20 protein-coding genes, 5 tRNA genes and 1 pseudogene are annotated in these 24,161 nt (G+C 62.3%); 15 read left to right on the plus strand and 11 right to left on the minus strand.

Annotated elements, in window-relative coordinates; genetic code table 11:
• Positions 1–150: 150 nt before the first annotated feature.
• Entirely contained in the window at positions 151–933 is a 783-nt protein-coding gene (locus tag SINAC_RS08350) for a 3-ketoacyl-ACP reductase (protein ID WP_015245250.1), read from the minus strand.
• 138 nt (positions 934–1,071) lie between these two features.
• On the opposite strand from SINAC_RS08350, the gene SINAC_RS08355 reads away from it, so the two are divergent.
• The 4 genes from SINAC_RS08355 (at position 1,072) to csrA (ending at position 2,715) form a co-directional block, all read left to right on the plus strand.
• A tRNA-Arg gene (locus SINAC_RS08355) sits at positions 1,072–1,145 on the plus strand.
• A gap of 50 nt (positions 1,146–1,195) precedes the next feature.
• A tRNA-Arg gene (locus SINAC_RS08360) sits at positions 1,196–1,268 on the plus strand.
• Between the two features lie 262 nt (positions 1,269–1,530).
• Positions 1,531–2,241, plus strand: a complete 711-nt coding sequence (locus SINAC_RS08365) for an RNA polymerase sigma factor (protein WP_237722437.1) — start codon at positions 1,531–1,533, stop codon at positions 2,239–2,241.
• A 255-nt stretch (positions 2,242–2,496) separates the two neighbouring features.
• Positions 2,497–2,715, plus strand: a complete 219-nt coding sequence (csrA, locus tag SINAC_RS08370) for a carbon storage regulator CsrA (protein WP_015245252.1) — start codon at positions 2,497–2,499, stop codon at positions 2,713–2,715.
• Between the two features lie 141 nt (positions 2,716–2,856).
• On the opposite strand, the gene SINAC_RS08375 is transcribed toward csrA, so the two are convergent.
• Positions 2,857–3,429: a DJ-1/PfpI family protein gene (locus SINAC_RS08375; protein ID WP_015245253.1), complete on the minus strand. Its 573-nt coding sequence runs from the start codon at positions 3,427–3,429 to the stop codon at positions 2,857–2,859.
• Positions 3,430–3,622: 193 nt separating this feature from the next.
• On the opposite strand from SINAC_RS08375, the gene SINAC_RS08380 reads away from it, so the two are divergent.
• Together SINAC_RS08380 and SINAC_RS08385 are read left to right on the plus strand one after the other, a co-directional pair.
• Positions 3,623–3,697, plus strand: a tRNA-Glu gene (locus SINAC_RS08380).
• 208 nt (positions 3,698–3,905) lie between these two features.
• Positions 3,906–3,980, plus strand: a tRNA-Glu gene (locus SINAC_RS08385).
• 67 nt (positions 3,981–4,047) lie between these two features.
• Here SINAC_RS08385 and SINAC_RS08390 read toward each other — a convergent pair.
• Complete coding sequence (locus SINAC_RS08390; RefSeq protein WP_015245254.1) at positions 4,048–5,358, minus strand: dicarboxylate/amino acid:cation symporter; 1,311 nt, start codon at positions 5,356–5,358, stop codon at positions 4,048–4,050.
• Positions 5,355–6,305 (minus strand): histone deacetylase family protein, encoded by a 951-nt coding sequence (locus SINAC_RS08395; protein WP_237722436.1) that lies wholly within the window; start codon positions 6,303–6,305, stop codon positions 5,355–5,357. Before SINAC_RS08395 ends, SINAC_RS08390 begins: the two co-directional genes overlap by 4 nt.
• Before the next feature lie 291 nt (positions 6,306–6,596).
• Here SINAC_RS08395 and SINAC_RS08400 point away from each other — a divergent pair, with 291 nt between their 5' ends.
• From SINAC_RS08400 to rpiA, 8 genes are all read left to right on the plus strand, one after another.
• A complete protein-coding gene (locus tag SINAC_RS08400; protein ID WP_015245256.1) occupies positions 6,597–8,363 on the plus strand; it encodes an ArnT family glycosyltransferase in 1,767 nt (588 codons plus the stop codon).
• Positions 8,364–8,375: 12 nt separating this feature from the next.
• Complete coding sequence (locus SINAC_RS08405; protein ID WP_015245257.1) at positions 8,376–9,731, plus strand: nicotinate phosphoribosyltransferase; 1,356 nt, start codon at positions 8,376–8,378, stop codon at positions 9,729–9,731.
• Between the two features lie 281 nt (positions 9,732–10,012).
• Complete coding sequence (locus SINAC_RS08410; protein WP_015245258.1) at positions 10,013–10,759, plus strand: ParA family protein; 747 nt, start codon at positions 10,013–10,015, stop codon at positions 10,757–10,759.
• Positions 10,752–11,648 carry a ParB/RepB/Spo0J family partition protein gene (locus SINAC_RS08415; protein WP_015245259.1) on the plus strand — a complete coding sequence of 299 codons (897 nt, stop codon included), beginning with the start codon at positions 10,752–10,754 and terminating at the stop codon, positions 11,646–11,648. Before SINAC_RS08410 ends, SINAC_RS08415 begins: the two co-directional genes overlap by 8 nt.
• 582 nt (positions 11,649–12,230) lie before the next feature.
• On the plus strand, positions 12,231–12,929 hold the full coding sequence (locus SINAC_RS08420) for a hypothetical protein (RefSeq protein WP_154673614.1): 699 nt from the start codon (positions 12,231–12,233) through the stop codon (positions 12,927–12,929).
• Between the two features lie 9 nt (positions 12,930–12,938).
• Positions 12,939–13,388, plus strand: a complete 450-nt coding sequence (locus SINAC_RS08425) for a response regulator (protein ID WP_015245261.1) — start codon at positions 12,939–12,941, stop codon at positions 13,386–13,388.
• A 27-nt stretch (positions 13,389–13,415) separates the two neighbouring features.
• Positions 13,416–13,490: transfer RNA gene (locus SINAC_RS08430), tRNA-Pro, on the plus strand.
• A 62-nt stretch (positions 13,491–13,552) separates the two neighbouring features.
• Positions 13,553–14,251 (plus strand): ribose-5-phosphate isomerase RpiA, encoded by a 699-nt coding sequence (rpiA, locus tag SINAC_RS08435; RefSeq protein WP_015245262.1) that lies wholly within the window; start codon positions 13,553–13,555, stop codon positions 14,249–14,251.
• A 721-nt stretch (positions 14,252–14,972) separates the two neighbouring features.
• On the opposite strand, the gene deoC is transcribed toward rpiA, so the two are convergent.
• The 3 genes from deoC to rnc all read right to left on the minus strand — a co-directional run bounded on the left by deoC (position 14,973) and on the right by rnc (position 17,883).
• Complete coding sequence (gene deoC / locus SINAC_RS08440) at positions 14,973–15,656, minus strand: deoxyribose-phosphate aldolase (RefSeq protein WP_015245263.1); 684 nt, start codon at positions 15,654–15,656, stop codon at positions 14,973–14,975.
• A 92-nt stretch (positions 15,657–15,748) separates the two neighbouring features.
• Positions 15,749–17,026: a hypothetical protein gene (locus SINAC_RS08445; RefSeq protein WP_015245264.1), complete on the minus strand. Its 1,278-nt coding sequence runs from the start codon at positions 17,024–17,026 to the stop codon at positions 15,749–15,751.
• Positions 17,027–17,157: 131 nt separating this feature from the next.
• Positions 17,158–17,883, minus strand: coding sequence for a ribonuclease III (gene rnc, locus SINAC_RS08450; protein ID WP_015245265.1), 726 nt, complete (start codon positions 17,881–17,883; stop codon positions 17,158–17,160).
• A gap of 266 nt (positions 17,884–18,149) precedes the next feature.
• Here rnc and SINAC_RS08455 point away from each other — a divergent pair, with 266 nt between their 5' ends.
• Positions 18,150–18,719 carry an elongation factor P gene (locus SINAC_RS08455; RefSeq protein WP_015245266.1) on the plus strand — a complete coding sequence of 190 codons (570 nt, stop codon included), beginning with the start codon at positions 18,150–18,152 and terminating at the stop codon, positions 18,717–18,719.
• 123 nt (positions 18,720–18,842) lie between these two features.
• Here SINAC_RS08455 and SINAC_RS08460 read toward each other — a convergent pair whose 3' ends face one another.
• The 4 genes and pseudogenes from SINAC_RS08460 to SINAC_RS08470 form a co-directional block, all read right to left on the minus strand.
• Complete coding sequence (locus SINAC_RS08460; RefSeq protein ID WP_015245267.1) at positions 18,843–19,388, minus strand: methylated-DNA--[protein]-cysteine S-methyltransferase; 546 nt, start codon at positions 19,386–19,388, stop codon at positions 18,843–18,845.
• Between the two features lie 30 nt (positions 19,389–19,418).
• A pseudogene (locus SINAC_RS41800) lies at positions 19,419–19,628 on the minus strand (Ada metal-binding domain-containing protein); the annotation flags it as partial.
• 82 nt (positions 19,629–19,710) lie between these two features.
• Complete coding sequence (locus tag SINAC_RS08465) at positions 19,711–22,461, minus strand: MMPL family transporter (RefSeq protein ID WP_015245268.1); 2,751 nt, start codon at positions 22,459–22,461, stop codon at positions 19,711–19,713.
• A 362-nt stretch (positions 22,462–22,823) separates the two neighbouring features.
• Positions 22,824–24,158: a M48 family metallopeptidase gene (locus SINAC_RS08470; protein ID WP_015245269.1), complete on the minus strand. Its 1,335-nt coding sequence runs from the start codon at positions 24,156–24,158 to the stop codon at positions 22,824–22,826.
• Between the last annotated feature and the right edge of the window lie 3 nt (positions 24,159–24,161).

The raw sequence follows: 24,161 nt of genomic DNA on the forward strand, positions 1-24,161 counted from the left end.
CCCTACCCTTGGCCAGGCAGCGAAGCCCCGCTGAGTTGGATCATCCACGTCGGCGTGGCTAACAAGGTCATCGGGAGTACGCCCGAGAAGGCCCGGGGTGACGCTCGCGGGTTGGAATTGCGAGGAATCGGAGGTTCCGTTTCGGTCGGCTCAGAGTCGACGAAGGTGTAGACCGCCGTCGACATGGAAGACTTCCCCGGTCGTGTACGGGAACGAATCGGCCGCCAGCGCCCCGACGGCTCGGCCGACATCGAGCGGAGTTCCCCAGCGTCGGATCGGGACGAGGCCTGCGGCGATCCGCCGATCGTAGACGTCGCGGACGGCGTCGGTCATGTCGGTGGCGATGATCCCGGGCCGAACCTCGTTGACGCGGATTCCTTCGTCGGCGAGCCGAGTGGCGAAGAGCTGTGCGACCATGCTCAACCCGGCCTTCGAGACACAATACTCGCCTCGGTTGACACTGGCGAATGCGCTCGAGATCGAGGTCACGAAAATGATCTGAGGGTCGGTGACGGTGCCGGCTCGAAGCAACTCGACCATTGTTGCGGCCACGGCCTGGGTCAGGAAGAAAGGACCGCGCAGGTTGATTCCGAGGACCCGATCCCAGCTCTCGGCCGTCGTGGTCAGAAGGTCGAGACGAGTCGCGGGCGCAACCCCTGCATTATTCACCAAGAGGTCGATCCGGCCGAACTCAGCCAGGGTCCGCTCCGTCAAGAGTCGCCCTGCGTCGAGGTCGGCAACGTCGGCACGAATCGCGAGAGCACGCGGGGCTCCTCGGTCCTTAGCTTCACGACAGGCGGACTCGGCGGCTTCGCCATCCGACCGGTAGTTGACGACGACCGAGTACTGGAGAGCGGCCAGCTCACCGACGATCCCCCGGCCGATGCCTCGGGATCCTCCCGTCACGAGCGCCACCCGTTCGCCGACCGCCATGGCAGGACCTCCCCAAGATTTTGGGGGCCACGACCACTCGGTCGAACCCCCAAGTTGCACGATTTCTGAGAGTCATGTATTCCCGGCGTTGACAGCATACCGCCTCTTCGAGCAGAATCGTGCACGCAAACGATAATCGCGCCCGTAGCTCAGGTGGATAGAGCGGCGGTTTCCTAAACCGCAGGCCGCAGGTTCGAATCCTGCCGGGCGCATTTCACCAACCGGCCACTTGCCCTCTTGGCCGGCATGCCAACCATCATTTGCGCTCGTAGCTCAGTGGATAGAGCAACGGTTTTCTAAACCGTCGGTCGCAGGTTCGAATCCTGCCGGGCGTACTTGTTCGGGGCCCTTGACACCAAAGAGGATGCCGGCTCGACCAATCAAGAGGGTCTGCCGCGCACTTGACCCCGGAAATTACCATCGCCATCAACCCCCTGCTTGACAGGTTCGATGGCGTCGAGTCTCATAAGGGCGACCGGGCGATTTCTCCACGGTCTACGACATCAAGTGAAGTTCCACGTGAAACTCTCTCGGGAGCGGGAACGTCCAACTGAGGTGGGCCAGATCATGGACCTCCCCGATTCAGGGGCCACTCCAATGTCGGGTGAAAATCTGACCGACCTGGAGACGAGCTGGACAACGATTCGCAATGCGCACTGCCCTGGTCCGGTGGGTCAGGCGGCGATGCGCGAGTTGATCGGCCGCTACCATGACGCGGTAGAACGATACCTTCGGCTCAAGCTGCGCGATCGAAATCTGGCGGACGAAGTCTTTCAGGAGTTTTGGACCAAACTCCTCACGCATAAGCTCGCCGGGGCGGACAACAACAAGGGCCGGTTTCGCGACTATTTGCGGACCGTCCTCCACCGCCTGATTATCGATCACTTCCGAGCGAAGAAGATTCAGCCTCTTCCTCCCGGCGACCTTCTCGACCCAGCGAGCCCTGACGCCGACTACGATCGCGTCTGGCGCGAAGCCGTGATCAAACGGGTCTGGACCCGGCTGGATACCTACGAAGTCAATACGCCGAAGAATCGTTACGCGACGGTGCTCCACCTTCGCGTGGGGAATCCGAAGGCATCGATCGACGAGCTCGCCCAGCAACTCGGCGAACAAAACCGCACGACGGTGACTCCCGAAGCGTTCCGGAAAACGCTCCAGCGCGCTCGGGCCAAGTTCCTCGAACTTCTTATTGTGGAACTTCGAGAAACGATTCACCCGGCGGAACCGGAAGATATCGAAGCGGAAATCTTCGATCTCGGCCTCGGTAACCTTTATCGCCGCTACTCCTCCGAACTCGATAATTGACTCATTTCAACGTCTCACGCCTCTCACGCCATCGCTTCGCTCAGGTCAGGGAAGTTACCCAGCTTTCCTGGTCTTCGAGCAAGTGAAATTCCCACGGCCCCTTGACCCCCTATCTTCGGCGTGTAAAGTTGTAATGAGGATGTCGATCCCGTCGCTGGTGATGACGGAAGACCTCTACGACGTATCGACTTCGAAGATGTGCCTCCCGTGATGAACGGGTCTCGCCAAGGATGCTTGGCTCAGAGGGGAGCGGCGATGCTGGTTCTCTCCCGCAAGAAGAACGAGAGCATCATCATCAACGATAACATCACGATTACCGTGATTGAGATTCGGGGTGATAAGGTGCGCCTTGGAATCGACGCCCCAAAGGATGTGAGCGTACATCGCCGCGAGGTGTACGAGGCCATCCAAAGCCAATCGAAGCCGAGTGAGTCCAATCCGAGTCCGGTCAGGCCGGACCCAGGTTTGAGTTGAGTTGAATTGATTGGAATTGATCGCGACTCGGCTGGCCGCCTGAGTTCTTTCTGGTGGCATCACGTGAGGCTCTCTCGGGCCTCAGCGCGGTTCCTTCCCAGATTCTGCAACTCATTTTTCCACGTCTCGCGAACGCGGGGCTCAGTTCGTCGATTCGGCTCCCGCCCTCCCTTTGAGGACGCGGACGAACTCGCGCATCCAGGGGCCATTGTCCGGCCATCCTCGGACCGTCACGAGTGTCCCGTCGACCACGACGTCGCGATTCACAAACTCTGCGCCTGCCGCGCGAACATCAGGTTCGAGGTCGGGATAACAGGTCAGAGTCTTCCCCTTGACGCCTCCAGCCACGATCAAGAGTAAGGGGCCATGACAGTTGGCCGCGATCGGTTTGCCGGATTCGACGAAGTGTCGGACGATGGCGACGGCGTTGGGCCGGTTCCGAAGATATTCGGGAGCGCGTCCGCCTGGTAAGACCAAGGCGTCGTAGGACGTGGGCTCGACATCGGCGAGACCAAGGTCCGCTTCGACCCGATAGCCGGGTTTCTCGGTGTACGTGTCGAACCCGGGCTCGAAGTCGTGAACGACGGAGAGGAAGGCTCGTTTCTCAGGAGCCGCGATGTGAACCTGCCACCCCTCTTCTTCCAGGCGGTACTTGGCGTAGTAGATCTCTTGTGCCTCGCCTGCATCGCCCGTCATCAGCAAGATCTTCAACATGGTGACGCCCCTCGCTCTCCCGACTCATGGCGTGTTCACTCGCGCGGTCCACAAAGGCTAACGGCTCGACGTCGAAGTCGCAACGGGTTTGAACCGTTTCCGAACCTGCCGAAAAGTCTCGAGAAACTTCTTCAACCCTCGGCTTGACCGATCCCCCTCGGCTGGGTACATTATTCCTCGCCGCTGAACGAAAGGCCCCGTCGTCTAGCCTGGTCTAGGACACATGCCTTTCACGCATGCAACACGGGTTCGAATCCCGTCGGGGTCATTGCTCACCTTAAGCGGCAAGGGGCGGAAATCACCCGGTGGTTTCTACCGGGATTGAAGTTTGAATTTCAAACTTTGGATCCACCCCCTCCTTCGGTGTGCTTTTCTCTCAGGTTTACCGACCGAGTCGAACCGTGATGAGATACACCTCCTCACGTTCAACTTCGCGGTTGCGAGAGAGCTGTTTGATGCTTCGCCGCTGAACGAAAGGCCCCGTCGTCTAGCCTGGTCTAGGACACATGCCTTTCACGCATGCAACACGGGTTCGAATCCCGTCGGGGTCATTACTCACCTTAAGCGGCGTGAGGCGGAAATCGCCCGGTGGCTTCCACCGGGCTTGGAGCTTGATTCTCAAGCTTTGGATCCGCCCTCTTCAATTGGTCTACTCCCCTCTCGATCGAATCGGTCGAGCAGAACGGCGACGAGGATATCACTCGTCACGTTCGTCATGGCGCGGCAACGTGAGAGTAGCCAGTCGACAGTGAGGAGTAGCGGGAGAATTTCGAGCGGCAGCCCGACGGTGGCAAGCACCAGGGCGAGCGAGATCAAGCCCGCGTCGGGGACCGCCGCGATGCCGATCCCGGCGATCACGCACGACGCAGCCGTCAGCAGTTGCTGTCCGACGGTAAGCTCGATGCCGTAGACCTGCGCGACAAAGAGAACGGCCATCGCCTCGTAGAGCAGAATCCCATCGTTATTCAGGTTCGTTCCGACGCAGGCCGCGAGTCGGGCGGATTGCGGCGACACGTTCATGCGGTCGAGACAACGGAGTGTGACCGGGAGTGACGCGAGGCTACTGCTCGCTCCCATCGCGTACACAACGGCATCCCGCGCTCCGGTCCAAAACTCTCGTAGCGTTCGCTTGGAAACGAAGACGATCCAGGCCTGGTAGACCACCAGCACTTGGATCGCCAACCCGAGGACGGCGACCCCAACGTAGGCGGCCAGACCAACCAGTGGGGAGAACCCTTCCTGGCCGATCATCTTGGCGACGACGCCGAAGACCGCCAGGGGGACGAATGCGATCACTCCGCCGAGAACGACCTCGAGCGCTCGATAGAGCGTGGCGACAAGTTGCTCAACCACGCGATAGGCGTGATCCCCGTGCGCTGCTTGCTCGTTCTTCACCTGTCGCAACGCCATGCCCGAGAGCAGGGCGAGGACGATGATGGAGATGATCGAGTTGTCGAGGAACGGGCGGACGACACTGTTGGGGATGTAGTTCGTCAGCTCGCGCATGAAGTCAATCTTCTTCGCCTCCGGCACGGCCATTTCGGACTGCGCGTGCGTGGCTAGAGCCTTCGAGACCGTGAGGTGATCGCCGGGACGAAGGGTGTTCGAGAGCGTGAGGCCGATGAGGACCGCTAGCACCGCGTTGGTCGCGGTGATGGCGAGCATGATCAGTCCGCTCCGGAGTCGAATCTGGGTGCGCAGGAATGCGTCCACGACCGCGAAGAAAAGCAGAGGCGCCGCGAGGGTCTTGATCAAACCAATGATGACGTTGCCGAGTTGGCCGAGCGGCTCCGCGCGCGGGCCGAACGCCAGACCGGCGATCACCCCTAGCAACATCGCGGCCAGGATACGCGCGAAGAATGGGAGACGTCGTCGTGGACGTGCGGGTGAGGAGGTTGTCACGGCCGTCGTTTCAGAGTCGTCGCTCATTGAGGGTCTACCTGCCCTGCGCCCAGGCTTCGGAGATGGACCTCCACACATCCCGCGAGCCGCGAAATGTTGTAACCCCCTTCGAGGACACTCACGATTCTTCCCTCCGCATGCGTTTCAGCGACATTGATGAGGTCGCGAGTCAGGACTTCGAAATCTTCTTCCAGCAGGCCCAGGCCGCCGACCGGATCCTCTTCGTGGGCATCAAACCCCGCGCTGATCAGAACGAGCTCGGGGCGAATCCGATCGGCCAAGGATTCCAGTTCGGCCCGGAACGCCGCGTGATAGTCGGCCCGGGAAACATGAGCGGGCAGGGGGATGTTCCTTGTCAGTCCGAGTCCCCTCCCCGTCCCAGTCTCGTCGGCGGCGCCCGTGCCCGGGTAGAACGGGAACCGATGAATGGAGAGAAAGGCGACGGCCGGATCGTCGTAGAAGATTTCCTGGGTTCCGTTGCCGTGGTGTACGTCGAAGTCGACAATCAGGACGCGGTTCATCCCGAGCCGGTGGATTGCATCGGCCGCCGCGACCGCGATGTTTCCGTAGAGACAGAACCCCATCGGCTCGCCCGGTCTCGCGTGGTGGCCAGGGGGACGGACCAGGCAGAGGGCACGTTTGCTCGGCCCTTCAACCACGGCGGAGACAGCCTCGACGGCGGCTCCTGCTGCGAGACGCGCTGCGAGGCCTGAACCCGAGGAAAGCCAGGTATCCTCCTCGATCGACCCCCCGCCCCCTGCCTCGAAGTCGGCGAGGTGTTGCAAGTAGCCGGGCGTGTGGACGCGCAGCAGCTCCTCATGAGTCGCCTCGCGGATCATCCCCTTGGGACAGGAAGCGAGCAACCCGGTTCGTTCGAGATGTCGCAGGATGGCCTTGAGACGTTCCGGACGCTCCGGGTGCCCGGCAGGCGGAATGTGGTCGAGCATCCGCGGGTCGGTAAAGAGAGTGACCATACGCGGAACCCCGGTGGCCTGTGTTTTTGGATTGGTATCAGCGATCAAAGAAGAGACCCACCGAGGGTAAAGTTCCTCCGCGCCGACGTCAACCGGACGAGCGGTTCTTCCCGGTGGGTTGCCAAGCCAAGCGTCGCGGTTCCGGGTGGTCGTGGGTTCGACTTCGAGCCCCCGGTTTTGGGGCCGAGGTGCTGGGGGCAAGATCCTCCCGGCGGTTCCACGTGAAACAGGGCGAAGTTCGTCATCCTCACGTGATGAGATTCGTGTCGGTTTCGATTAAGATCGGCCCCCATGAGTCGCTTTGATCCTTCGACCCGCCGCGAGTTGCTTGCCGTCTCGATCCTCACCGTGTTGGGGGCCGGGCTTCGGTTCTGGGGCTATGGAGCGCTCGGCCTGAATCACTTCGACGAGGGAATCTACGCCTTGTCGGGGCTCTGGTCGATGGCGCCGCACGGGCTCGCCGGGCTCGACCCGATGGTGATCGCCTACGCCCCCCCTGGGTTTCCCATTCTGGTGGGGCTCTGCGACTTTGTCGTTGGGATCTCCGACGTCTCGGTGATCCTCGCGTCAACCCTCTGTGGAGTGGCCACGATCCCGGTCGCGGCCTGGGTGGGTCGGCGGACCTTCGGGGCCGGTGCGGGAGCCGCAGCCGCGGCCCTGGCGGCTCTCTCGATGCCGCACGTCGCCTTCTCCCGAAAGGCGTTGACCGATGTTCCGTTTGGACTCGCGTGGCTGATCGCGATCGGGCTAGGGGGGCGTTTCCTGGAGAAGCCGACGTTGGGACGGGCGCTCGCACTCGGACTCGGCGTCGGGTTGGCGCAGCAGTTCAAGTACAACGGATGGCTCGCCGGGGCGATCGTTGCCCTCGCCGCTCTGGTGGGCCTGGTCTGGCATTCGGATCTGCGGCGGTCGTGGTTGTCGGTCCGCCAACTTCGATTCGGTCCGATTCCTCTGAGCGTGATCGCGGCTGGTGTGGCCTTGCTGGTCTACTGGCCCTGGTTTCAGTTCGTCGAACGGCACGGGGGTTACCACGCACTCTTGACCCACCATCGGAGCTACCTGGGGGGACTGGCGCAGTGGTTTCCCTACTGGAAGCAACAGCAAGCCCAGCTTGTCGCCCTGTCGGGAGGAGTCGTCTGGGGAGCATTCACCTGGTTCGTTGCTTGGCTCGCCTGCGCTTGGTCGAGAAATGGGAGCGCTCTCCTCGCCTCAAACTCACAGCCGAAACGGACGCAACTCCTCGTCGGGCTGCTGGGAGGGGGGCTGGTCCTTGCTTCGTTGAGCAGTCTTCCCTGGTGGGTCGGGCTGGCCGCCGCTCCTTGGCTCCTGGTCGCGAAGAGTTCTACTTTCCGTATGCTCGGGAGCTGGTGGCTTATTCTCTCGATCCTCACGCCGTTCTATCATCCGTATGCTCGGCTCTGGCTCCCCTTGCATCTTGCGGGCTGGCTGCTCGTCGCCGGATTGCTCGTCAAGCTTCTTCCCTCGGTCCCACTCAAGGATTGCGCTGAGATGCAATCCAGGCCGCTGTGTCCTCTGCTCCCAATCCTGGTTTGCTGCCTCATTGGGTTCGGCATTCAGTGGAGCACGGCCGCGCGTTGCTTCTCGTTCGCCCGGTTCTACCAGGAGACTTCGACCCTTCGGGACGTCGTCACCGCCCTGCCCCAGATTGTCCCGCCGTCAACGGGCCGAGAGCCCGAACTGATCGTCCTGGGGCGGCGTCCGCTCGCGTTCTATCTGCTTCTTCAAGGGCGCTACCCGTTCCGGCTTGTGGAAGGCCTCGACGACGTTCTCCGTCAGTCTGAGAACTGGGCGATCCTCGATGACGCCCTGTTCGATGCTGGTGTCGAGCCGGTCCTTCCTCCCGGCACCAAGGAGCGTGTGCTTGAGATCCGCGACGAAGCTCTCGACCCGGTGACCTTACTGGATATCGCGCCCGGGTCGGCATTGGCCCGCAACGCGATCCGATCCAGCGCGATCCTGGTACTGAAGCCGGCCGGGCTGTCGGACGATGCCTTGCGCAGCCGCGTGAAACGACCTTCCCTGCTCCGCTTCCCTTGAGAGGACTCCCCTTTGTTCCCGGCTCCTCCCGTCTCTCTCTGGCCAGACCCCGACGCCCTGGGGGCCGCAACGGACCTCTATCAGGTCACGATGATGGCGGGCTACGCCCAGGCGGGAAAGGACCGCGATCGAGCCACGTTCGAGATGTTCGTGCGTCGGCTCCCGGACGACCGTTCGTTCCTCGTCTTCGCCGGCTTGGAACAAGCGATCGGCGACTTACTGCGGCTGGCCTTTTCCGCCGAGCAGGTCGATGCGATTCGACGGCTCCCGGCGCTCTCGGGGATCGCTCCCTCGTTCTTCGATTCGCTCCTCTCGCTGCGGTTCGAGGGCGATGTCTGGGCGGCCCCCGAAGGATCGGTTGTCTTTGCGGGAGAACCACTGATTCGGGTCGAGGCCCCGTTGTCCCAGGCGCAATGGGTCGAGACGTTTCTCCTCGCTTCGATTGGCTACCCGACCCTGGTCGCTTCGAAAGCCGCGCGACTGGTCGAGGCCGCCCAAGGCCGCCCTGTTTTCGACTTCGGAGCCCGGCGCGGCCACGGTCCTCACGCCGGCTACCTCGCGGCGCGGGCGGCGTACATCGCCGGCTGTGCGGGGACGAGTCACGTGGAGGCCGCCATCCGGCTGGGGATCCCTTGTGTGGGGACGATGGCTCATTCCTGGGTCCAGGCGTTCCCCACCGAGGCCGAGGCGTTTCAGACCTTTGCTGAGATCTTTCCCAACGCCTCGACTCTGCTCGTGGATACTTACGACACCGAGGAAGGGGTTCGCCTTGCAGCGGCGATCGAACCGCCGATCCAGGCGATTCGGCTCGACAGCGGCGACCTCTCTGCGCTGGCCTTCCAGGTCAGAGCCATCCTTGACGCCGCAGGCCGCACTTCGGTCAAGATCATCGGCAGCGGCGATCTGAACGAAGCGGCGATCGCTCGCCTGGTAGCGGAGGGAGCGCCCTTCGATTCGTTTGGGGTCGGCACAGACCTGATCACAAGCCGAGACGCTCCGAGCCTGTCCATCGTCTACAAGCTCGTCGAGCTCAACGGTGAGGGGAGGATCAAGCGAAGTACCGGCAAGAAGACCTATCCGATGGCGAAGCAGGTGTACCGGTTCCGTGACGCTGCCGGACGATTTTCATGCGACCGCGTGACGAAGGCGGACGAGAAGTCCGACGGCGTGCCCCTGCTCGTCCCGATCGTCCGTTCGGGTGAGCTCGTTGGACCGCTTCCCCGTCTCGACGCGATCCGCGCGTATTGTCGCGAGCAGCTTGCTTCGCTGCCTGAGGTCCTCCGAGGTCACGATGCCAAGCCCCTCTACCCCCTCGCCTATAGCTTTGCGCTCGAGGCGGAGGCCGAACGGCTTGTTCCACTCGCTTGAACTGTGAGTCCAAGGAGCCGCTCGGCCAAAACCCTCAAGGATCAACATCTCTATCGAGTGCACCAAGGGACCGCGCGAAGGACGGGGCAATCCCGCCTGAAAACCGCTTCCGATCTTGAGCTTTACACCATTTCCCGACCCGGATACGATCCGCGACGACCGGGGCCTCGCGGCCTTGGTCACACACTTCTGCGGGCAGGGACGCCCGATCTCGGAACGGTCTTCCACCCGTCCGTCGGTCGCCCCTTGCGCGATCGAACCCGGACGGAGATTGCCGAGACGTGGCCAAGATCATCAGCGTGGCCAACCAGAAGGGGGGGGTCGGCAAGACGACCACCGCGATCAACCTTGCCGCGGGCCTCGCGAAGGCAGGCCGATCCGCGCTGGTGATCGATGTCGATCCCCAGTGCAACGCCACCAGCGGACTCGGTGTTGAGCCCGCCCAGCGCCATCCGCTCCTGGCTGGCCGGCCGCTGGCGGAGTCGGTGGTCGAGACGTCGCAGCCGAAACTCTTCGTCCTGCCCGGATCGCAGAGCTTGGCCGACGCCGACGCCCTTTCCGCCTCGAATCGTCAGCGGGCCTCGACACTCCGCCAACAACTCAATGGCGAGTTGAGCGGCTACGACTTCGTGTTCTTGGACTGTCCCCCTTCGCTGGGGCAGCTCACCCGCGCCGCGCTGGGGGCCTCGGCCGAGGTCTATATCCCGATCCAGTGCGAGTACTTCGCCATGGAGGGACTCTCGCAAATCATCGACCTTGCCCGGCAGACCAAGGCCAAGGATAACCACCGGCTCGAGATTGGCGGGATCGTCCTGACGATGTACGACCCGGCGCTCGACCTTGCCAACGAGGTCGCCGAGGAAGTTCGCGGCTACTTCGAAGAGACTGTCTTCGATACTCTCATCCCTCGCGATGTTCATATTAGCGAAGCGCCGAGCCACGGCGTCAGCGTGCTCGACTATTCCCCGAGAGCCCGGGGCGCCTGGGCCTACGCCGAACTTGCCATGGAGGTCATCGACCGTGAATAAGCGACGACTCGGACGCGGCCTGGAGTCACTCCTGGGTCGTGACGAAGGGGGCTTCGACCCCGGATCCGTCGACGCCAGCGACCTGACTTTTGTCGCGATCAACCTGATCGATCCCAACCCGTTCCAGCCGCGACGGCAGTTCGACTCGGCCGAGATCGCGGCGCTGGCCGACTCGCTCCGCCAGCACGGCATGCTTCAACCGGTTCTCGTCCGCGCTGTCAACGACCGCTATCAACTGGTCGCGGGCGAACGCCGGCTCAGGGCGAGCATTGAAGCGCAGCTCCACGAGATCCCGGCACGGGTCATGGACCTCGACGACCAGCGGGTCAGCGAGCTCGCCATGGTCGAGAACCTCCAGCGCGAGGACTTGAATGCGTTGGAAAAGGCGGTGGCCTTCCGCGACTACCTCAATAACTACGGGGGCACCCAGGAAGAACTGGCCAGCCGACTCGGGCTCGACCGTTCCACCGTCTCGAACCTGATCCGCCTTCTCGACCTCCCGGAAGAGATCCAGGACGCGGTCCGGAACAAGAAGATCTCCCAAGGGCACGCCCGCGCCATCCTCGGCCTGCCGGACGCGGACAGCCAGATCGGTGCCTTTCAGCGAATCATCGCTGAGAATCTGTCGGTCCGACAGACCGAGGCTCTCGTCGCCACCGGCGAACCGACTCCGGCACGAACCCGGATCCGCAAGGATCCAGCCGAGCAGGGGGTCACCTCCGGCGGTGGGAAGATGCCCCACGTCCTCGAGCTTGAGAAGCACCTCCATACGCGATTTGGCACCCCGGTCCTCATCCGGGTCAAGAGCCGCGACCGGGGCCAGATCGTGATCGACTTCAATTCTCAGGAAGAGTTCGATCGCGTCACCACCCTGATTCGCGGCGAGTAGAATCACCGCCGGGTTCGTGCTCGAAACCTGGACCTGATGCTCCTCTCAACAGGCGTGGAGATCACGTTGAACGTGATCTCCACGCCTGTCTCCGTTGGTCGCCTCAGCCCCGAGACATCACTCCATTCAGCACTCACCAGACGTTCCTCACTCCGACTCGACTCGGCCTCGATCGCTCCCGACTCCGTCGAGTTTGAATCCTCCGAACCTCGACATGTGAAGCGCGGCCCATCACTCCATTTTCCCAGGGCGAACGCTTGTGGTGTGAGCACGCTGCCGGGTTGCGGAAATTAGCACTTGGGCTTCCCATTTCGTCGGGCTCGCTATGGAAAGGAGAATCCAAAGTGTCGGACAGCGAAACAGCGAGGGCTCGAGAAATTACGTCACATGGCATAAATTAACCATGTGGGAGTGCCTGGCACGCTATGACGGCGAATCGGGCTCGATGGCACCTTGTTTGCGATTCAATTCGTTCTCGTTTCCTCCTTCTCAATCATGAGTTTCTCTCTTTGGCCCGGCGAGGAGGCCTGGTCCTGTTCGTTCGGCGAAGAGGCCCGAAACGCATCCGAGATGGATCTTCAGATGGTTCAGGCAATGCAGGAAGACGACCTGGCGCGTTCCCTGATCGGGGTCGCGTCGAGCCCGTCGAAAGTCCGCGCCTTACACGACATCCTCGGAGGGTTCTGCCACCAGTGCCGGAACACGCTGAACTCGCTCAAGCTGAGCCTCTATCTGACGAAGCGTGACGCTTCCCATGTGGCGTCGCCGCTCTGGGGAGATCTCGATCAACGTTACAAGGAGGTCGAGCTCGTCTTCGATCGTCTCCAGGCCATTTGCAGGCCGTTGACGCTGACTCCGATCAGGGCTTCGCTGTCGCTCGTCATGGAAGAGCGGGGGCCTTCGTGGATGAAAGCGATGGCGGCCCGAAATCGGACACTCACCCTGGTTCCACCGAAGACGTCCGACGTCGGTGATTTCGACCCGGTTCGGCTTCCTGAGTGCCTCAATACGTTTATTCTCTGGCGCGCCGAGGTTGGTGAATTCGGGCAGCCAGCCCAGTTGGGGTGGGGAATTTATGAAGATCAGTTCTTGGTAGAGTGGGACGAACCGTCGGCTGTCGGTATCGGAGGATCCGGTGCCAGCTCCGATCGGTCCGACCCGCTGGCTTTGCCGCTCCTGGCGCGAGTCCTCTCGGCGCACGGGGGCACGATGACTCTCAACTCTCATGATGGCTTGCACCTCAGGGTGTCCTGGCCCTTGACCGTTCGTCCTTCCTTGTGAGCGACCACCATGCCGAGCGCTGCACCCATTCTCACCACCACCTTTCGGGTGGGCGGAGCGAAGCCGTACGTCCTCCTTGTGGATGACCATGCGCCGAGTTTGCGCCAGCTCCACCAAGTGGTGAAGGGGGCCGGCCACTCATGCATGGTTGCCTCCTCGGGGGCGCAGGCTGTCTCCCACTGCGACCTTCAACGGCCCCAGGTCATCGTGACCGATCTCTCGATGCCGAACCTTGACGGCCGAGGTCTGGCCCACTGGATCAGGGCCCGCTACCCGTCCGTCCCGCTGATCCTGATGACGGGCGAGATCCTTGATCCGCCTACGCTCGCCTCGATTCGCCGCACGTTTACCGCCGTCTTTCGCAAGCCGATCGACCTTGAGAGGTTCCTGAATTGCCTCGATCGGTTGATGCCTTCAGAAAGACTTCTCGAGCCGACCTTGACCTACCTGCCAGATTGATCGTAACATGCCGTGGTCCAAACGATTCGGGGCGTAGCGCAGCCTGGTTAGCGCGCCTGCCTTGGGAGCAGGAGGTCACCAGTTCGAATCTGGTCGCCCCGATTCTTTTCTAGAGATTTCTCTCTCTAGACTCGGCCTTTGGATTGGTGGGGCACGTCGACGTCATGAGTGAGAGCGATCCCGCGAAACACCAGGCGGCCTGGACCGCTGCCGCCCTGGTCGAGAGTGGGATGGTCGTGGGACTCGGTTCGGGAACAACTGCCAGCCTCACCATTCGCTTGCTCGGAGATCGACGCTTAGCCGAAGGCCTTGAGTTTGTCGGAGTCCCGACAAGCGGTGCCACCGAAGAGCTGGCTCGCTCACTCGCCATCCCGCTCCGCGAGCTCGATGAGGTGGCCTTCCTCGACCTGAACCTCGACGGGGCTGACGAGGTCGATTCGCAGTTCCGGATGATCAAGGGACGGGGCGGGGCGCTCCTCCGCGAGAAGATTGTGGTCTCTACCGCACGGCGTAAGGTCACGATCATCACGGCGGAGAAGCGGGTCGAACGTCTCGGCGCGACGATGCCTCTCCCCATCGAGGTCAGCCTGTTCGGCCTCAAGCACACCCAGGCGAAACTCGCGCAGCTTGGGGCCAGCACGTCGATTCGGACTCAGAGCGACGGCCGCCTTTATCTCACGGATGGTGGGAACGGGATCATCGACTGCCGGTTCGCCGAGAGTGATGACCCTGAGGGGCTCGATCTCCGACTTCGTCAGGTTGCCGGCGTTCTCGATACCGGCTTCTTCTTTGGCCTGTGCGACCTCCTCGTCGTTGGGCACACAGATCGCGTCGAGCTGTTCGAGGCCCCGGCTCGGGGCTGATCCACGGCATGCAGGGCGGTCTTATCGCTACTGCTGAAGCAGGGGACAATCCCTGGTGTCCGATGAGCGGGCAGGGGGTAGACCTTCGTCCTCTTCGCTTTTAGGCGATTCGTTCCACGTGAAACCGGTCGAGCCTCCTGTGGGATCAAGAACAGCATTTCTTGCTGTCACGTATCCCAACGCTCTGGATGGATTCCACGTGAAACCACGTGGTGTCACGGGCCGAGCCATACCCGTTCCAAACCCATAGTATGGCTGGCCCTGCCGTAATCCCTTCGGGGCCCTCAGAGCGGTTGACCGACGAATTTGAGTACAACCCGTGGCACCCGGCTGTATTGGCTTGGCCGTTCCGGATCGGCCGATTTCTGGAAGCCCCGAAGGGGCGACCGTCAATAGCCAGGGGCGCAAGCCCCTGGATGTGATTCAAGAAAGAATATACTCACAATCTCTCCACTCTCTCCGCCGTGGCTGGCGGGCCGCCGGCCCGCCAGCCACGGCGGAGAGAGTGGAGCATGGCCTTGAGGAAGCCCCCTGGGCTTAGAAACAGTCGCCATGCCCCTGGCAAGCGGTCTCGCGCACAGGAAAGGGGCCAACGGCCTGCGCCACTACCGGGCGAGACAAAGGCAGCCGTGCCGCTGACGCCGGGTGCCACGGGTTCCGTACGTACTCGGAACTCCTGACACCCATTTCCCGGTGAATCCTGACCTTCAGAGACAGGCTCTTAGCGAGCCGATCGCGCGGTGAGCTCGTCGAGGATCTCTGCGGTCTTGCTGGCACCAATCCGATCGCAACCGAGTTTGGCGACTGCGATGGCAGCGTCGAGGTCGCGAATTCCGCCGGCGGCTTTGAGCTTCACATGCGGAGGAGCGGCCTTCCTCATCAGGATCAGGTCGGAGTGCGAAGCTCCGCCGGTCCCATAGCCTGTCGAGGTCTTCACGTAGTCGGCGCCCACGTCTCCACAGATTTGACAGAGTCGAATCTTCTGTTCATCCGTGAGATAGCAATTCTCGAAGATCACTTTCAGGATGGCACCACCGTCGTGCGCCGTCCGGGTGATTGCGTTGAGCTCGGCCTGGACCTGATTCCAGCGGCCCTCGATGGCATGGCCGATGTTGATGACCATGTCGAGTTCAGTTGCCCCGTCGGCGATCGCCCGCTCGGACTCAAACACTTTCACCGACGTGGTATGCCCGCCATGCGGGAAGCCGATGGTCGTCCCGACCAATACGCCCGAACCCTCGAGAATCTCGGCGGCGAGAGCCACCGCGTAGGGCTTGATGCAGACGCTGGCCACCTTGTATTTTGCGGCGAGCCGGCAGCCCTCTTCCAGTTCGGCGTCCGTCAAGGTCGGCCCGAGTAGGGAATGGTCGATCCTCTTGGCGATGGCTTCGTAGGTGAATTCCATGATCAACCGGCTCCGGAGCAGGGCAGTGGTGCACCACACGTGATCGAGGTTGGGACGGAGAGATTTCAGCGGATGAGTCTGATGCGCGCGACTCAGCGGACCGGAAAGAGCGATCGCCGAGTTTCCTTACTTCTTGAAGTCCCGGCGATCGGACGCTTCGAGCCAAGGTTCGGGCGGAACATCATCAGCAGGACGAGAGGCAGATAGAGCAGGACCATCGTTCCCCCCTCCTCCAGATACCAGAACTGGCTTGCGATCAGCGAGGCCGATGACAAGGCGATCAGTTCTCCCAGATTCTTCTCGGAGGGCCAGAGGGAGGTGACAAGCACCAGTGCCAGGAAGGCGATCAAAACGGGCAGCCGGTAGCTTGCGTCGATCCCCGACCAGAAGCTCCCATTCAAGGGCGGATCCACCCCGGGCAAGAGGCCGGCCTCGGCGAGACTTCGGGCCCCCAACGCTCGGGCCCAACGCGCGACTCCGGGAATGAAGGCACCGAGGAGAGCGCAGACCGAGATCACGCCCAGGCTGACCGAGGTGAATCGGATCCACCCTCTCTGGCGGTAGAAACCTGCCCAGAGCGGCACAAGCCCCAGGCAGGCCGGCATCCACCCCGCTGCTAGACCTATCAGCAACCCCGCAATGGCCGGTCTCGTGTAAACGGCCAAGGCCGTAACGATGAGCGCAGCGGGGACGACTTGACCGCTATCCACGAGCGCGATTCGGGTATAGGGCGAAAGTAAGTAGCAGGTGGCGACGGCGAGTCCGGCGATCGGCCGCTCGAAGTGTCGCCAGCCGACGATGATCAGGCCGGCGACCAGGCCGAGGTGGGCCAGGCTGGCGAGGACCCGTGAGAGGATGACTTGCGGAGGGTTCGGTTTCAGGGCGCTGGGGAGCGGCGCGATCATCAAGACCTGGTTCACGGCCGAATTGGCGTCACGCGCTCCGGGAGGGGGCGGGGTATCGCGCCCGCTCGGCGACGCCGGGTTCCGCGCTTCCCCCTCGCCGACAGGCAGGCTGATCGTTTCCGCGACGAGGAGGGAGAGCATCCCCACCGATAAGCAGGCGAGACCGGCCGCGTTGAGGTTGGGTTCGAGCAGGGGGCGTCGGGTGAGCCCCAGGTCGAGGAAGCAGCGAACGAGCCAGGCCGCCGAGCCGAGGAAGAGCCAGACGAAGGCGATCCAGGGTTGTCGATCACCATTCCCGACCAGCCGCATCATGCCGGGTGAGAGCGCGAAGAGGAGCAGGAGATCGAGGTTCCGCACGCTCCAAATTCGGCTGAATTTGAAGAAGAGCGTGACACAGCCGAACAGCGTCAAAAAGAGCCAGATTTCGGGCCCGACTCCCAGGTCGAGAACCAGCGAACCGGTCACGTGATCCTCTCTCCGCGATATTCAGTCAACAAGAAGCGTCGAGGCTGCCCCATGGCGAGCCTCTGACGATGGGGATCGTACGCTGGAATCAGGCAAGTCGCAAGTCAGCAGGAAGTCCCGAGAGCCGTGGCTCAGTCCGACTCGAAGGGGACTGCCTCTCCGGAGAGTTGACTGAGCGCGTTCATCGCAGCGCGTTGCTCGGCGTCTTTCTTGTTGCGGCCCCAGGCGGGTGCATAACGTTGACGGCCGATCTGGGCGGAAATCTTGAAGCACTTCGAGTGATCGGGGCCCTTCTCGTCGAGCAGGAGGTAGGTCGGCGTTTCGCCGAACTGGCGTTGGGCAACCTGTTGGAGGTTGCTCTTGTAGTTGATGCCCCCTTGACCGTCGACGGTCGCGTCAATCTCGGCTTCGATGTGCCGGACGATAAAACGCTTCGCGGCTTCCATGCCGCCATCGAGATAGATGGCGCCGATCAAACTCTCGAACACGTCGGCCAAGGCGGAGGAGGGGGTCTCTTCCTGCCCGCCCATACCTTTGCCGAGCACGAGAAAGTCTTCGAGCGCGAGTTTCTGAGAGATCTTCGCGCAAGTGCGTCGCGACACGACGACCGACTTGATGCGCGTCAGTTCCCCTTCGAGATACTCGGGGAATTTGAGGAAGAGCTGTTCACAGACGATCGCCCCTAGGATGGCATCGCCGAGGAACTCAAGCCGCTCGTTTGACACCAGCCGGTGGTCGGCTCCCGACGCGTGCGTCAGGGCCTCACGGAGATAGGTGGGATCTTTGAACGAGTAGTTGAGCACGTCCTGGCAGTGCTCGAGTTGCGTTGCTTCATCTCGTTCAGTCGAATCGGGCATAGCCGCACCAACTTGGCGCTTATAGAGTTGCGTTTCAGAAAGCTAAGCTATCTCTGGCTGGGCTTCATGTCAACTACGTGGTCGGCGAGCCGACTCGCTCGCCGGGGTCCGTGAACGCGCGAGCCGGCCTCGCGCGTTCGGTTGGCTTTGACCGTCGTGAGCGACTCTCGTATGATTGAGATGCCTGCCAGGTTCAATCATGAGTTCTGCAATTTTTTTTCACCGAGCCCGTGTCGCCTCGCGATAGGGCTGGAGGATCGGCCGCCGTGGTTCCCGCCAAAGACTTCAAGCGACGGATGGTGGTCGAGATCGACGGCTCGCCTCACATGATCGAGCAGATCCACGTTCAGACACCCTCGGCGAGGGGTGCGGCCACGCTCTACAAGATCAAGGCACGCAACCTCAAGACGAAGTCGCGTGTCGAGAAGGCCTACCGTGGGACCGACGCCCTCAACGAGTCCAGCTTCGAGCGCCGCCCGGTTCAGTTCCTCTACCGTGACCCTGACGGTTGCCACTTCATGGACTCGGCGGACTTCAATCAGTTCTCGTTCACGACCGACGACCTTCGCGATCAGCTTCCATACATGACCGAGAACATGGAAGGGGTCGAGGCCCTCGTCGTCGATGACGAGGTGATCGCGGTCGAACTGCCCGATACCGTTGACTTGTTGATCGTCGAGACCGCCCCGGGCGTCCGAGGAAACTCGGCCACGGGACGAACGAAACCCGCCACGCTCGCCACCGGTCACGTCATCCAGGTGCCGGAGCACCTTGAGCAAGGAGTCACCGTGCGCGTCGATACGCGGACCGGTGAGTACCTTGGCCGGGCGAACTAGCGACGTCTCGCAAGTTATTTTCGATTCGGAGGTGAGCTCCTCGTCTTTCGGATTTGTGTGAAGACGGGGAGCTCATACACTCCGCTCGCTTTTCAGAAGATGCCCACAAGGGCTGGTTGCTACTTATTCGCGTTCCAGATCGAGCAGGGCCTGTTTCCTCTCGAGTCCCCACCCATAGCCACCGAGTGAGCCCCCCGACGCGACGACTCGGTGGCAGGGGACGAGTAGCGAGACCGGGTTGATGCCACAGGCCGCCCCGACCGCTCGCGCTGCCCGAGGATGACCGATCGCTTCCGCTACCTCACCGTAGGTTCGAGTTTCCCCCCTCGGAATGTTGCGGAGCGATTCCCAGACACGTCTCTGGAACGGTGTTCCGCTTGTCATGTCGATTGGCAGGTCGCGGCAGTCGTCCTTGCCATAGAGGAAGTCTGTCACGCGAGGGAGCAGGGCGGCGACTGTCGCCTGATCCTCGACGAGTTCGGCGCCGGGGTAATGGCGGTGTAGCCGCCCCAGCGCGTGGAGTGCGCTCCCGTCGAGAAGCACGAACAGACCGCAGATTCCCTGTTCCGAGACCCCCACCAGAATTGGCCCCAGCGGCGACGTACCGGTTCCATGGCGAATGGTCCCGACCGCAGATCTCGCGCTGGATCGTCCGCCACTGTGCTTCATGGAACGATTTCCTCCCTCCTCGGGTCGGCATTGCTTGCACGGTCGGAAGCCGGCACTCTGAGCGATCGAGGCATTCAGGAAGGGAATGCAATTCTCTGCCCGAGGAGCCCGACCGGGTCGGCAGAGGGGACGGCAGTAGATCCGGGTCGTCCTTACGCCGACCACGGGACCCGAGTCGGTGACTTGATCCAAAGTCACTTCCGCCGATCGTCGGGACGGTGCTGCAATGTGACTGTTCATCCTGCCAGGATGCGCGCGCACCAGAAGATGAGTCAACCCTCGATTCCGAGGTGATGGAGCGGAGCAGGGGGCCGACGGTTGCTCAATCGCTCACGTGAACGAACTGTCCGACGGAGCCCACAGTCGCGCGTTGTGTAGGGTCCAGGGGCCGTGGCCATCGGACCCGGCTCAGGAGCCAGTGGCCGCACGGGACCAAGATCGGTCGTACGAGCACGGCGTCAAGCGTGATCCCCACGACCAGCGCGAAGCCGAGCTGGCGAAGGGAACCGAGCGGGCTGCTCAAGAACGATGCGAAACTGCACGCGGTGATCGCCGCCGCTGAGGAGATCAGACCCCCTGTTTTCGCGATGGCTTGAATGATGCCCGCGCGGAGCCCGAGGCGACGCGACTCTTCACGGACCCGATCCATCAGGAAAACGTTGTAATCCACCCCAACGGCGACCAATAGCACGAACAGAAAATAGGGCACCTTCCAGTCGAGGCCCTCTGCGCCGAGCAGCGAGACGAACACGAGGTGAGTCGCCCCGAGCGCGAACATGTAGGTCAAGATCATCGTGGCGACCAGGTTGAGGCAGGCGAGCGGGTCGCGGAGAGCCACGAGTAAGACGAGGAAGACCCCGATCGGCACGACGAACCAGCTCTGGATCTGGTCGGACCGGGTCAGGGCGCGGATGTCGGCCGATTCGGCGTTGGCTCCGCCGATGGTGGCCTTCACCTTCATTCCGTCGACTTCGCTGAGATAGTCGTTGAGGCGCTGGCGAAGCGACTGGACCTGGTCCATCGCCCCAGCCGAGAAGACGCGGTCGGCCTGGACCAAGTCGATCCGGGCGCGGTGGCCGCTCTTGGTGATGTAAGCGGCGAGGCTCTTGCCCAGGTCGGGGTTGTCGCGCAAGGTCTGGGCGTCGATCAGAAGGCGATCGAGCGCGCGGCGTCCGACCGGATTAGCCAGGATCGAAGAGACCTCACGATGGGCCCGTTCTGCACCTTCCTCGATCTGAGCCGCCCCATCAGCGGCTCGGCTGAGGTCACGGAGCATCGACTGGCGCGGTGGCTCCGGCTTCGGTGTGCCTGCCGGTGACGGGGGAGTCCGCACCGGGTCGGCCGCCGGCTTCAGGGCTGACCACGAACTTGAGCCGACGAAGGCGGCCGAGGCCTGCCGGAACCCTTGCGCCAACAGATTGCCCGCGTTCGAGGGAGCGGGGTTGACCCCTCCCAACGACGATGCGGTCGAGGCCTCATTCATCAGCTTCAAACCGGTCTTCTGTTCCAACCAGAGGGCCGCGCGAATCTTCGCCGCACCTTCGATCAGCCCTTTTCGGAGCTCACCCGCTCCTGAAGCCATGCGCACGAATCCTTCGTTGACCTCGCCAAGCCGCGAGGCCAGACGCGCCCGCGCCAAGGTTTCGGTTCGCCCCAACGGCTGAGTCGCCGACCGTACTTCGACGAGCCTGCGTTGGAGGGTGAGAAAGCGGCTGACATCATCGATCAACGCCAGGCCTTCCGAGCTCCTGAAATCGGCGTCGGACTCGAGCACGACGGTGAGCGGGGCCATCATCCCCGGCTCGAATTTCTCGGCGATCAAGCGCAGGCACTGGGCGGACCGGGTCTCCCTGGGAAGTTCGGTCATGAGGTCCTGAACGAAATCGGCGCGAAGGCTCAAGAGCGCCAGGGGAGCCATGAAGAGGAGGGCCAGGCTCCAACTCAGCAGCGGACGCGACAGCGCCATCCGCCCCAGCTTTTCCCAGATTCCCGAGGCCGGTGCCGTGAGCCCGCGAAATGAGCGGGGGCGAAGGCCGGCCAGTAAGACGAGCAGGGCAGGGGTCAAGGTCAGGGTTGCCATCAGAGTCAGGACGAGCCCGATCGCAACGCTCGGCCCGGTGCTCGAGAACAGCTTGAAGTGAGTCGTCCCCATCAGCGAGAGGCCCACGATCACCGTCCCCGCGCTGGTCAACAACGCGAGGGATGATCGCTCAAGCGTCGCCTGCATCGCGCCTGCCGGGTTATCGGGATTGAAATGCTCGCCGAATCGCCACGAGACGAAGAGGCAGAAGTCGGTGCCGGTCCCGAACAAGATCGCCACCAGGAAGAGTTCGACCAGCGGGGAAATCTCCCAACCGAGCTGAGTCATCCAGGCGAGGATCCCTCGCGTGATCACCAGGCTGAGTCCGATTGTCGCCAGGGGAACCAGGGCCAGCCAAACGGATCGGTATACGGCCAGCAAGACGGCGAAGAGCAGGAAGACGGTGACCAGGGCCGCGCGGTCGAGCGAGGTCTGAACGCTGGCCATGTAGTCGCGTCCCAGAACCGCGTCTCCGCTCCAGAGGATCTCCAGACCCGACGGTGCGGAAAGGGTGGGGCCAACTGCGGTCGTTTGGAGCCAGGCAACGGCCTCCTGAGTGACCGGGGCTACGAACGCGGATCTCATGGGAACCGCCACGAGCTCGAGCGACCTGTCCCGACTCAGGAGGCGATCGGCGACCTCGGGTTGAGAGTCGGGCCCGAGGACCCGGAGAATCTCGTTCGGGCGCGTTGGGGCCGCGAACTGCTTGGCCATCTGGCTCGCGTATTCGCGGTCGGATTCGGTGAGGCCTCCAGGGCGGTGGAAACCGACAACCGCCATCGACTCATAGCCTTGGTCGGGCCAGACCTTCGCAACGACCTGGGCCACCTTCAAGCTTTCCGAATCGCGACCCAGCAGCTTCGCTTGCCCCTCGGCGGCCAACTGAGTCAGGTTCGGTGCAAAGAGGCCGACGGCGATTGCCACCACGAACCAACCGCTGACTACCCATCCAGGACGCCGGCATGCCAGTCTTCGCCAGAAATCCAGGTTCATTCACCAAGGCTCCAATTTAGAGACTGCTCCCATCCCTATCATTTTTTTGGAAAGTTGAGGGACACCCGAGAAACATGCAAACGTGGTCGAGGAGAGAGCAAGATCGGCGGGGGGATCTATCGGTGCTGGATGATTCCAGCCGGAGATCGAGAGTCGGTAGGGAAAGCAATCGTTCGAGGGCCGAGAGTCGCAAGGCATCCCAACAAGCAGCCCGATCATGGCAAGCCTCGGCGAATGCTGCAAGCTGCACTTTCACCAATTCGTGGCCGAACCGACGCCGGGACCCATTCGTGGACTTGAATTCCTCACCTAACCTATTGATCCACAAACGTTCGCGTCGAGTGCACCATCGCGCCCAACTTCTAGCGAGGGACCGCGGATTCGGGACGAATCCATCGGGAGTAGCGGAGTGGACGGCCCTGTGCCCAGGGGCGATACGTGTTACAGAAATCAATCCGTTCCCCGATGCTCGGATGCGAACCGCGCCAGAAACGGTAGATGAAGCCGGGCCGTGGAACTCCGAGATTCTCCTCTTGCAACTTGACGAACGCGAGCGCGGCATCACGATTCGCACGAGTGATCTCGAGGGCGAAGCGATCGGCCTCGTGTTCCTGTTGCCGGCTATATGCGTTGGCGACGGGAACGAGCGCGAGCGAAGCCACTTGCAAGAGGAGGAGCAGGAGCGGTATCGAAGCCACGTCGGAGAGCTGGTCGAATCCGAACCGTCCTTTGGCGCGGGCGATCAACCAGCGCCCGGCTCGGTCGACCCAGAAGAGGCTCACCAGGGTGATCAACGAGGAGAGCAGGATCGACCTCGGGACGTGGCCGAGCACGAAGTGCCCCATTTCGTGTCCCATGACCACGAGAACTTCGCGGTTGTCGAGCCGGGCGAGCAACGTATCCCAGAGCACGATTCGCTTCGACCCCAGCAAGCCGGTGACGTAGGCATTCACCGTCTTCGTATCCACACTCTTATTGACCTCGTAGATTCGGCTGCCGCTGATTCCCGCCCGATCGGCCAGCGCAAGGATCTCACGCTCAAGCGCCTTGTCTTTCATCGGTCCGAAGTCATTGAATAAGGGGTCGACCCAGATCGGCTTCACGAGCACGACGACAAACAAGAAGGGAATCGTGAGAATCGTGGTGTAGAGCCACCACCGCCGAGGACTTCGTTGGATGAGCAGGTAAGGGATCCACACGAACAGGGCGCTCACGACCGCTCCGATGCCCGCCTGGGTCACGGAGTTAGAGAACCATTTGTGGAACGATTGATTGGAGAGTCCGTAGGCGTGCTGGCGGAGATACCCACGGTAGAAGTGAAGCGGGAAATCAAGCAGGAAAACGATCGCACTGAACAGGAGGATGTAGATCCCGACCGTGAAGATGAACCGACGACCGAGTTTGTGGGCAACGTTGCGGATCCTGGCCGAGGCACCCGAGAAGAGCAGGACGGCCGGGACGAGCAAGGACCACAGTTCGCTCAGCCCCCAGATCCAGTTTCCCGTCTCATGATACCGGACCGCGAGTGCGCTCGGCTGGGGAACCGGCACCGGGGTCAGGTCATCTGCAATCAGAGCCGATCGCCCGGGCACCGCCGAGGCGGCTGGAGCCGGCTCGGCGGCCCGAAGGGGAGGGGAGACGAGAAGTACCAGGAGAAACGCGAGTGTCAGAACGCGCGGGATTGGGTCGGTTCGCAATGT

This window comes from Singulisphaera acidiphila DSM 18658, from assembly GCF_000242455.2.
In the GTDB taxonomy this organism is placed as follows: domain Bacteria; phylum Planctomycetota; class Planctomycetia; order Isosphaerales; family Isosphaeraceae; genus Singulisphaera; species Singulisphaera acidiphila.

Coding starts and splice junctions, on each gene's coding strand:
- deoC (WP_015245263.1), bottom strand. CDS start 15,656: ATGGAATTCACCTACGAAGCCATCGCCAAGAGGATCGACCATTCCCTA.
- SINAC_RS08365 (WP_237722437.1), top strand. CDS start 1,531: ATGTCGGGTGAAAATCTGACCGACCTGGAGACGAGCTGGACAACGATT.
- csrA (WP_015245252.1), top strand. CDS start 2,497: ATGCTGGTTCTCTCCCGCAAGAAGAACGAGAGCATCATCATCAACGAT.
- rnc (WP_015245265.1), bottom strand. CDS start 17,883: ATGCCCGATTCGACTGAACGAGATGAAGCAACGCAACTCGAGCACTGC.
- SINAC_RS08375 (WP_015245253.1), bottom strand. CDS start 3,429: ATGTTGAAGATCTTGCTGATGACGGGCGATGCAGGCGAGGCACAAGAG.
- SINAC_RS08350 (WP_015245250.1), bottom strand. CDS start 933: ATGGCGGTCGGCGAACGGGTGGCGCTCGTGACGGGAGGATCCCGAGGC.
- SINAC_RS08390 (WP_015245254.1), bottom strand. CDS start 5,358: ATGAGCGACGACTCTGAAACGACGGCCGTGACAACCTCCTCACCCGCA.
- rpiA (WP_015245262.1), top strand. CDS start 13,553: ATGAGTGAGAGCGATCCCGCGAAACACCAGGCGGCCTGGACCGCTGCC.
- SINAC_RS08395 (WP_237722436.1), bottom strand. CDS start 6,305: ATGGTCACTCTCTTTACCGACCCGCGGATGCTCGACCACATTCCGCCT.
- SINAC_RS08400 (WP_015245256.1), top strand. CDS start 6,597: ATGAGTCGCTTTGATCCTTCGACCCGCCGCGAGTTGCTTGCCGTCTCG.
- SINAC_RS08465 (WP_015245268.1), bottom strand. CDS start 22,461: ATGAACCTGGATTTCTGGCGAAGACTGGCATGCCGGCGTCCTGGATGG.
- SINAC_RS08460 (WP_015245267.1), bottom strand. CDS start 19,388: ATGAAGCACAGTGGCGGACGATCCAGCGCGAGATCTGCGGTCGGGACC.
- SINAC_RS08420 (WP_154673614.1), top strand. CDS start 12,231: ATGGTTCAGGCAATGCAGGAAGACGACCTGGCGCGTTCCCTGATCGGG.
- SINAC_RS08425 (WP_015245261.1), top strand. CDS start 12,939: ATGCCGAGCGCTGCACCCATTCTCACCACCACCTTTCGGGTGGGCGGA.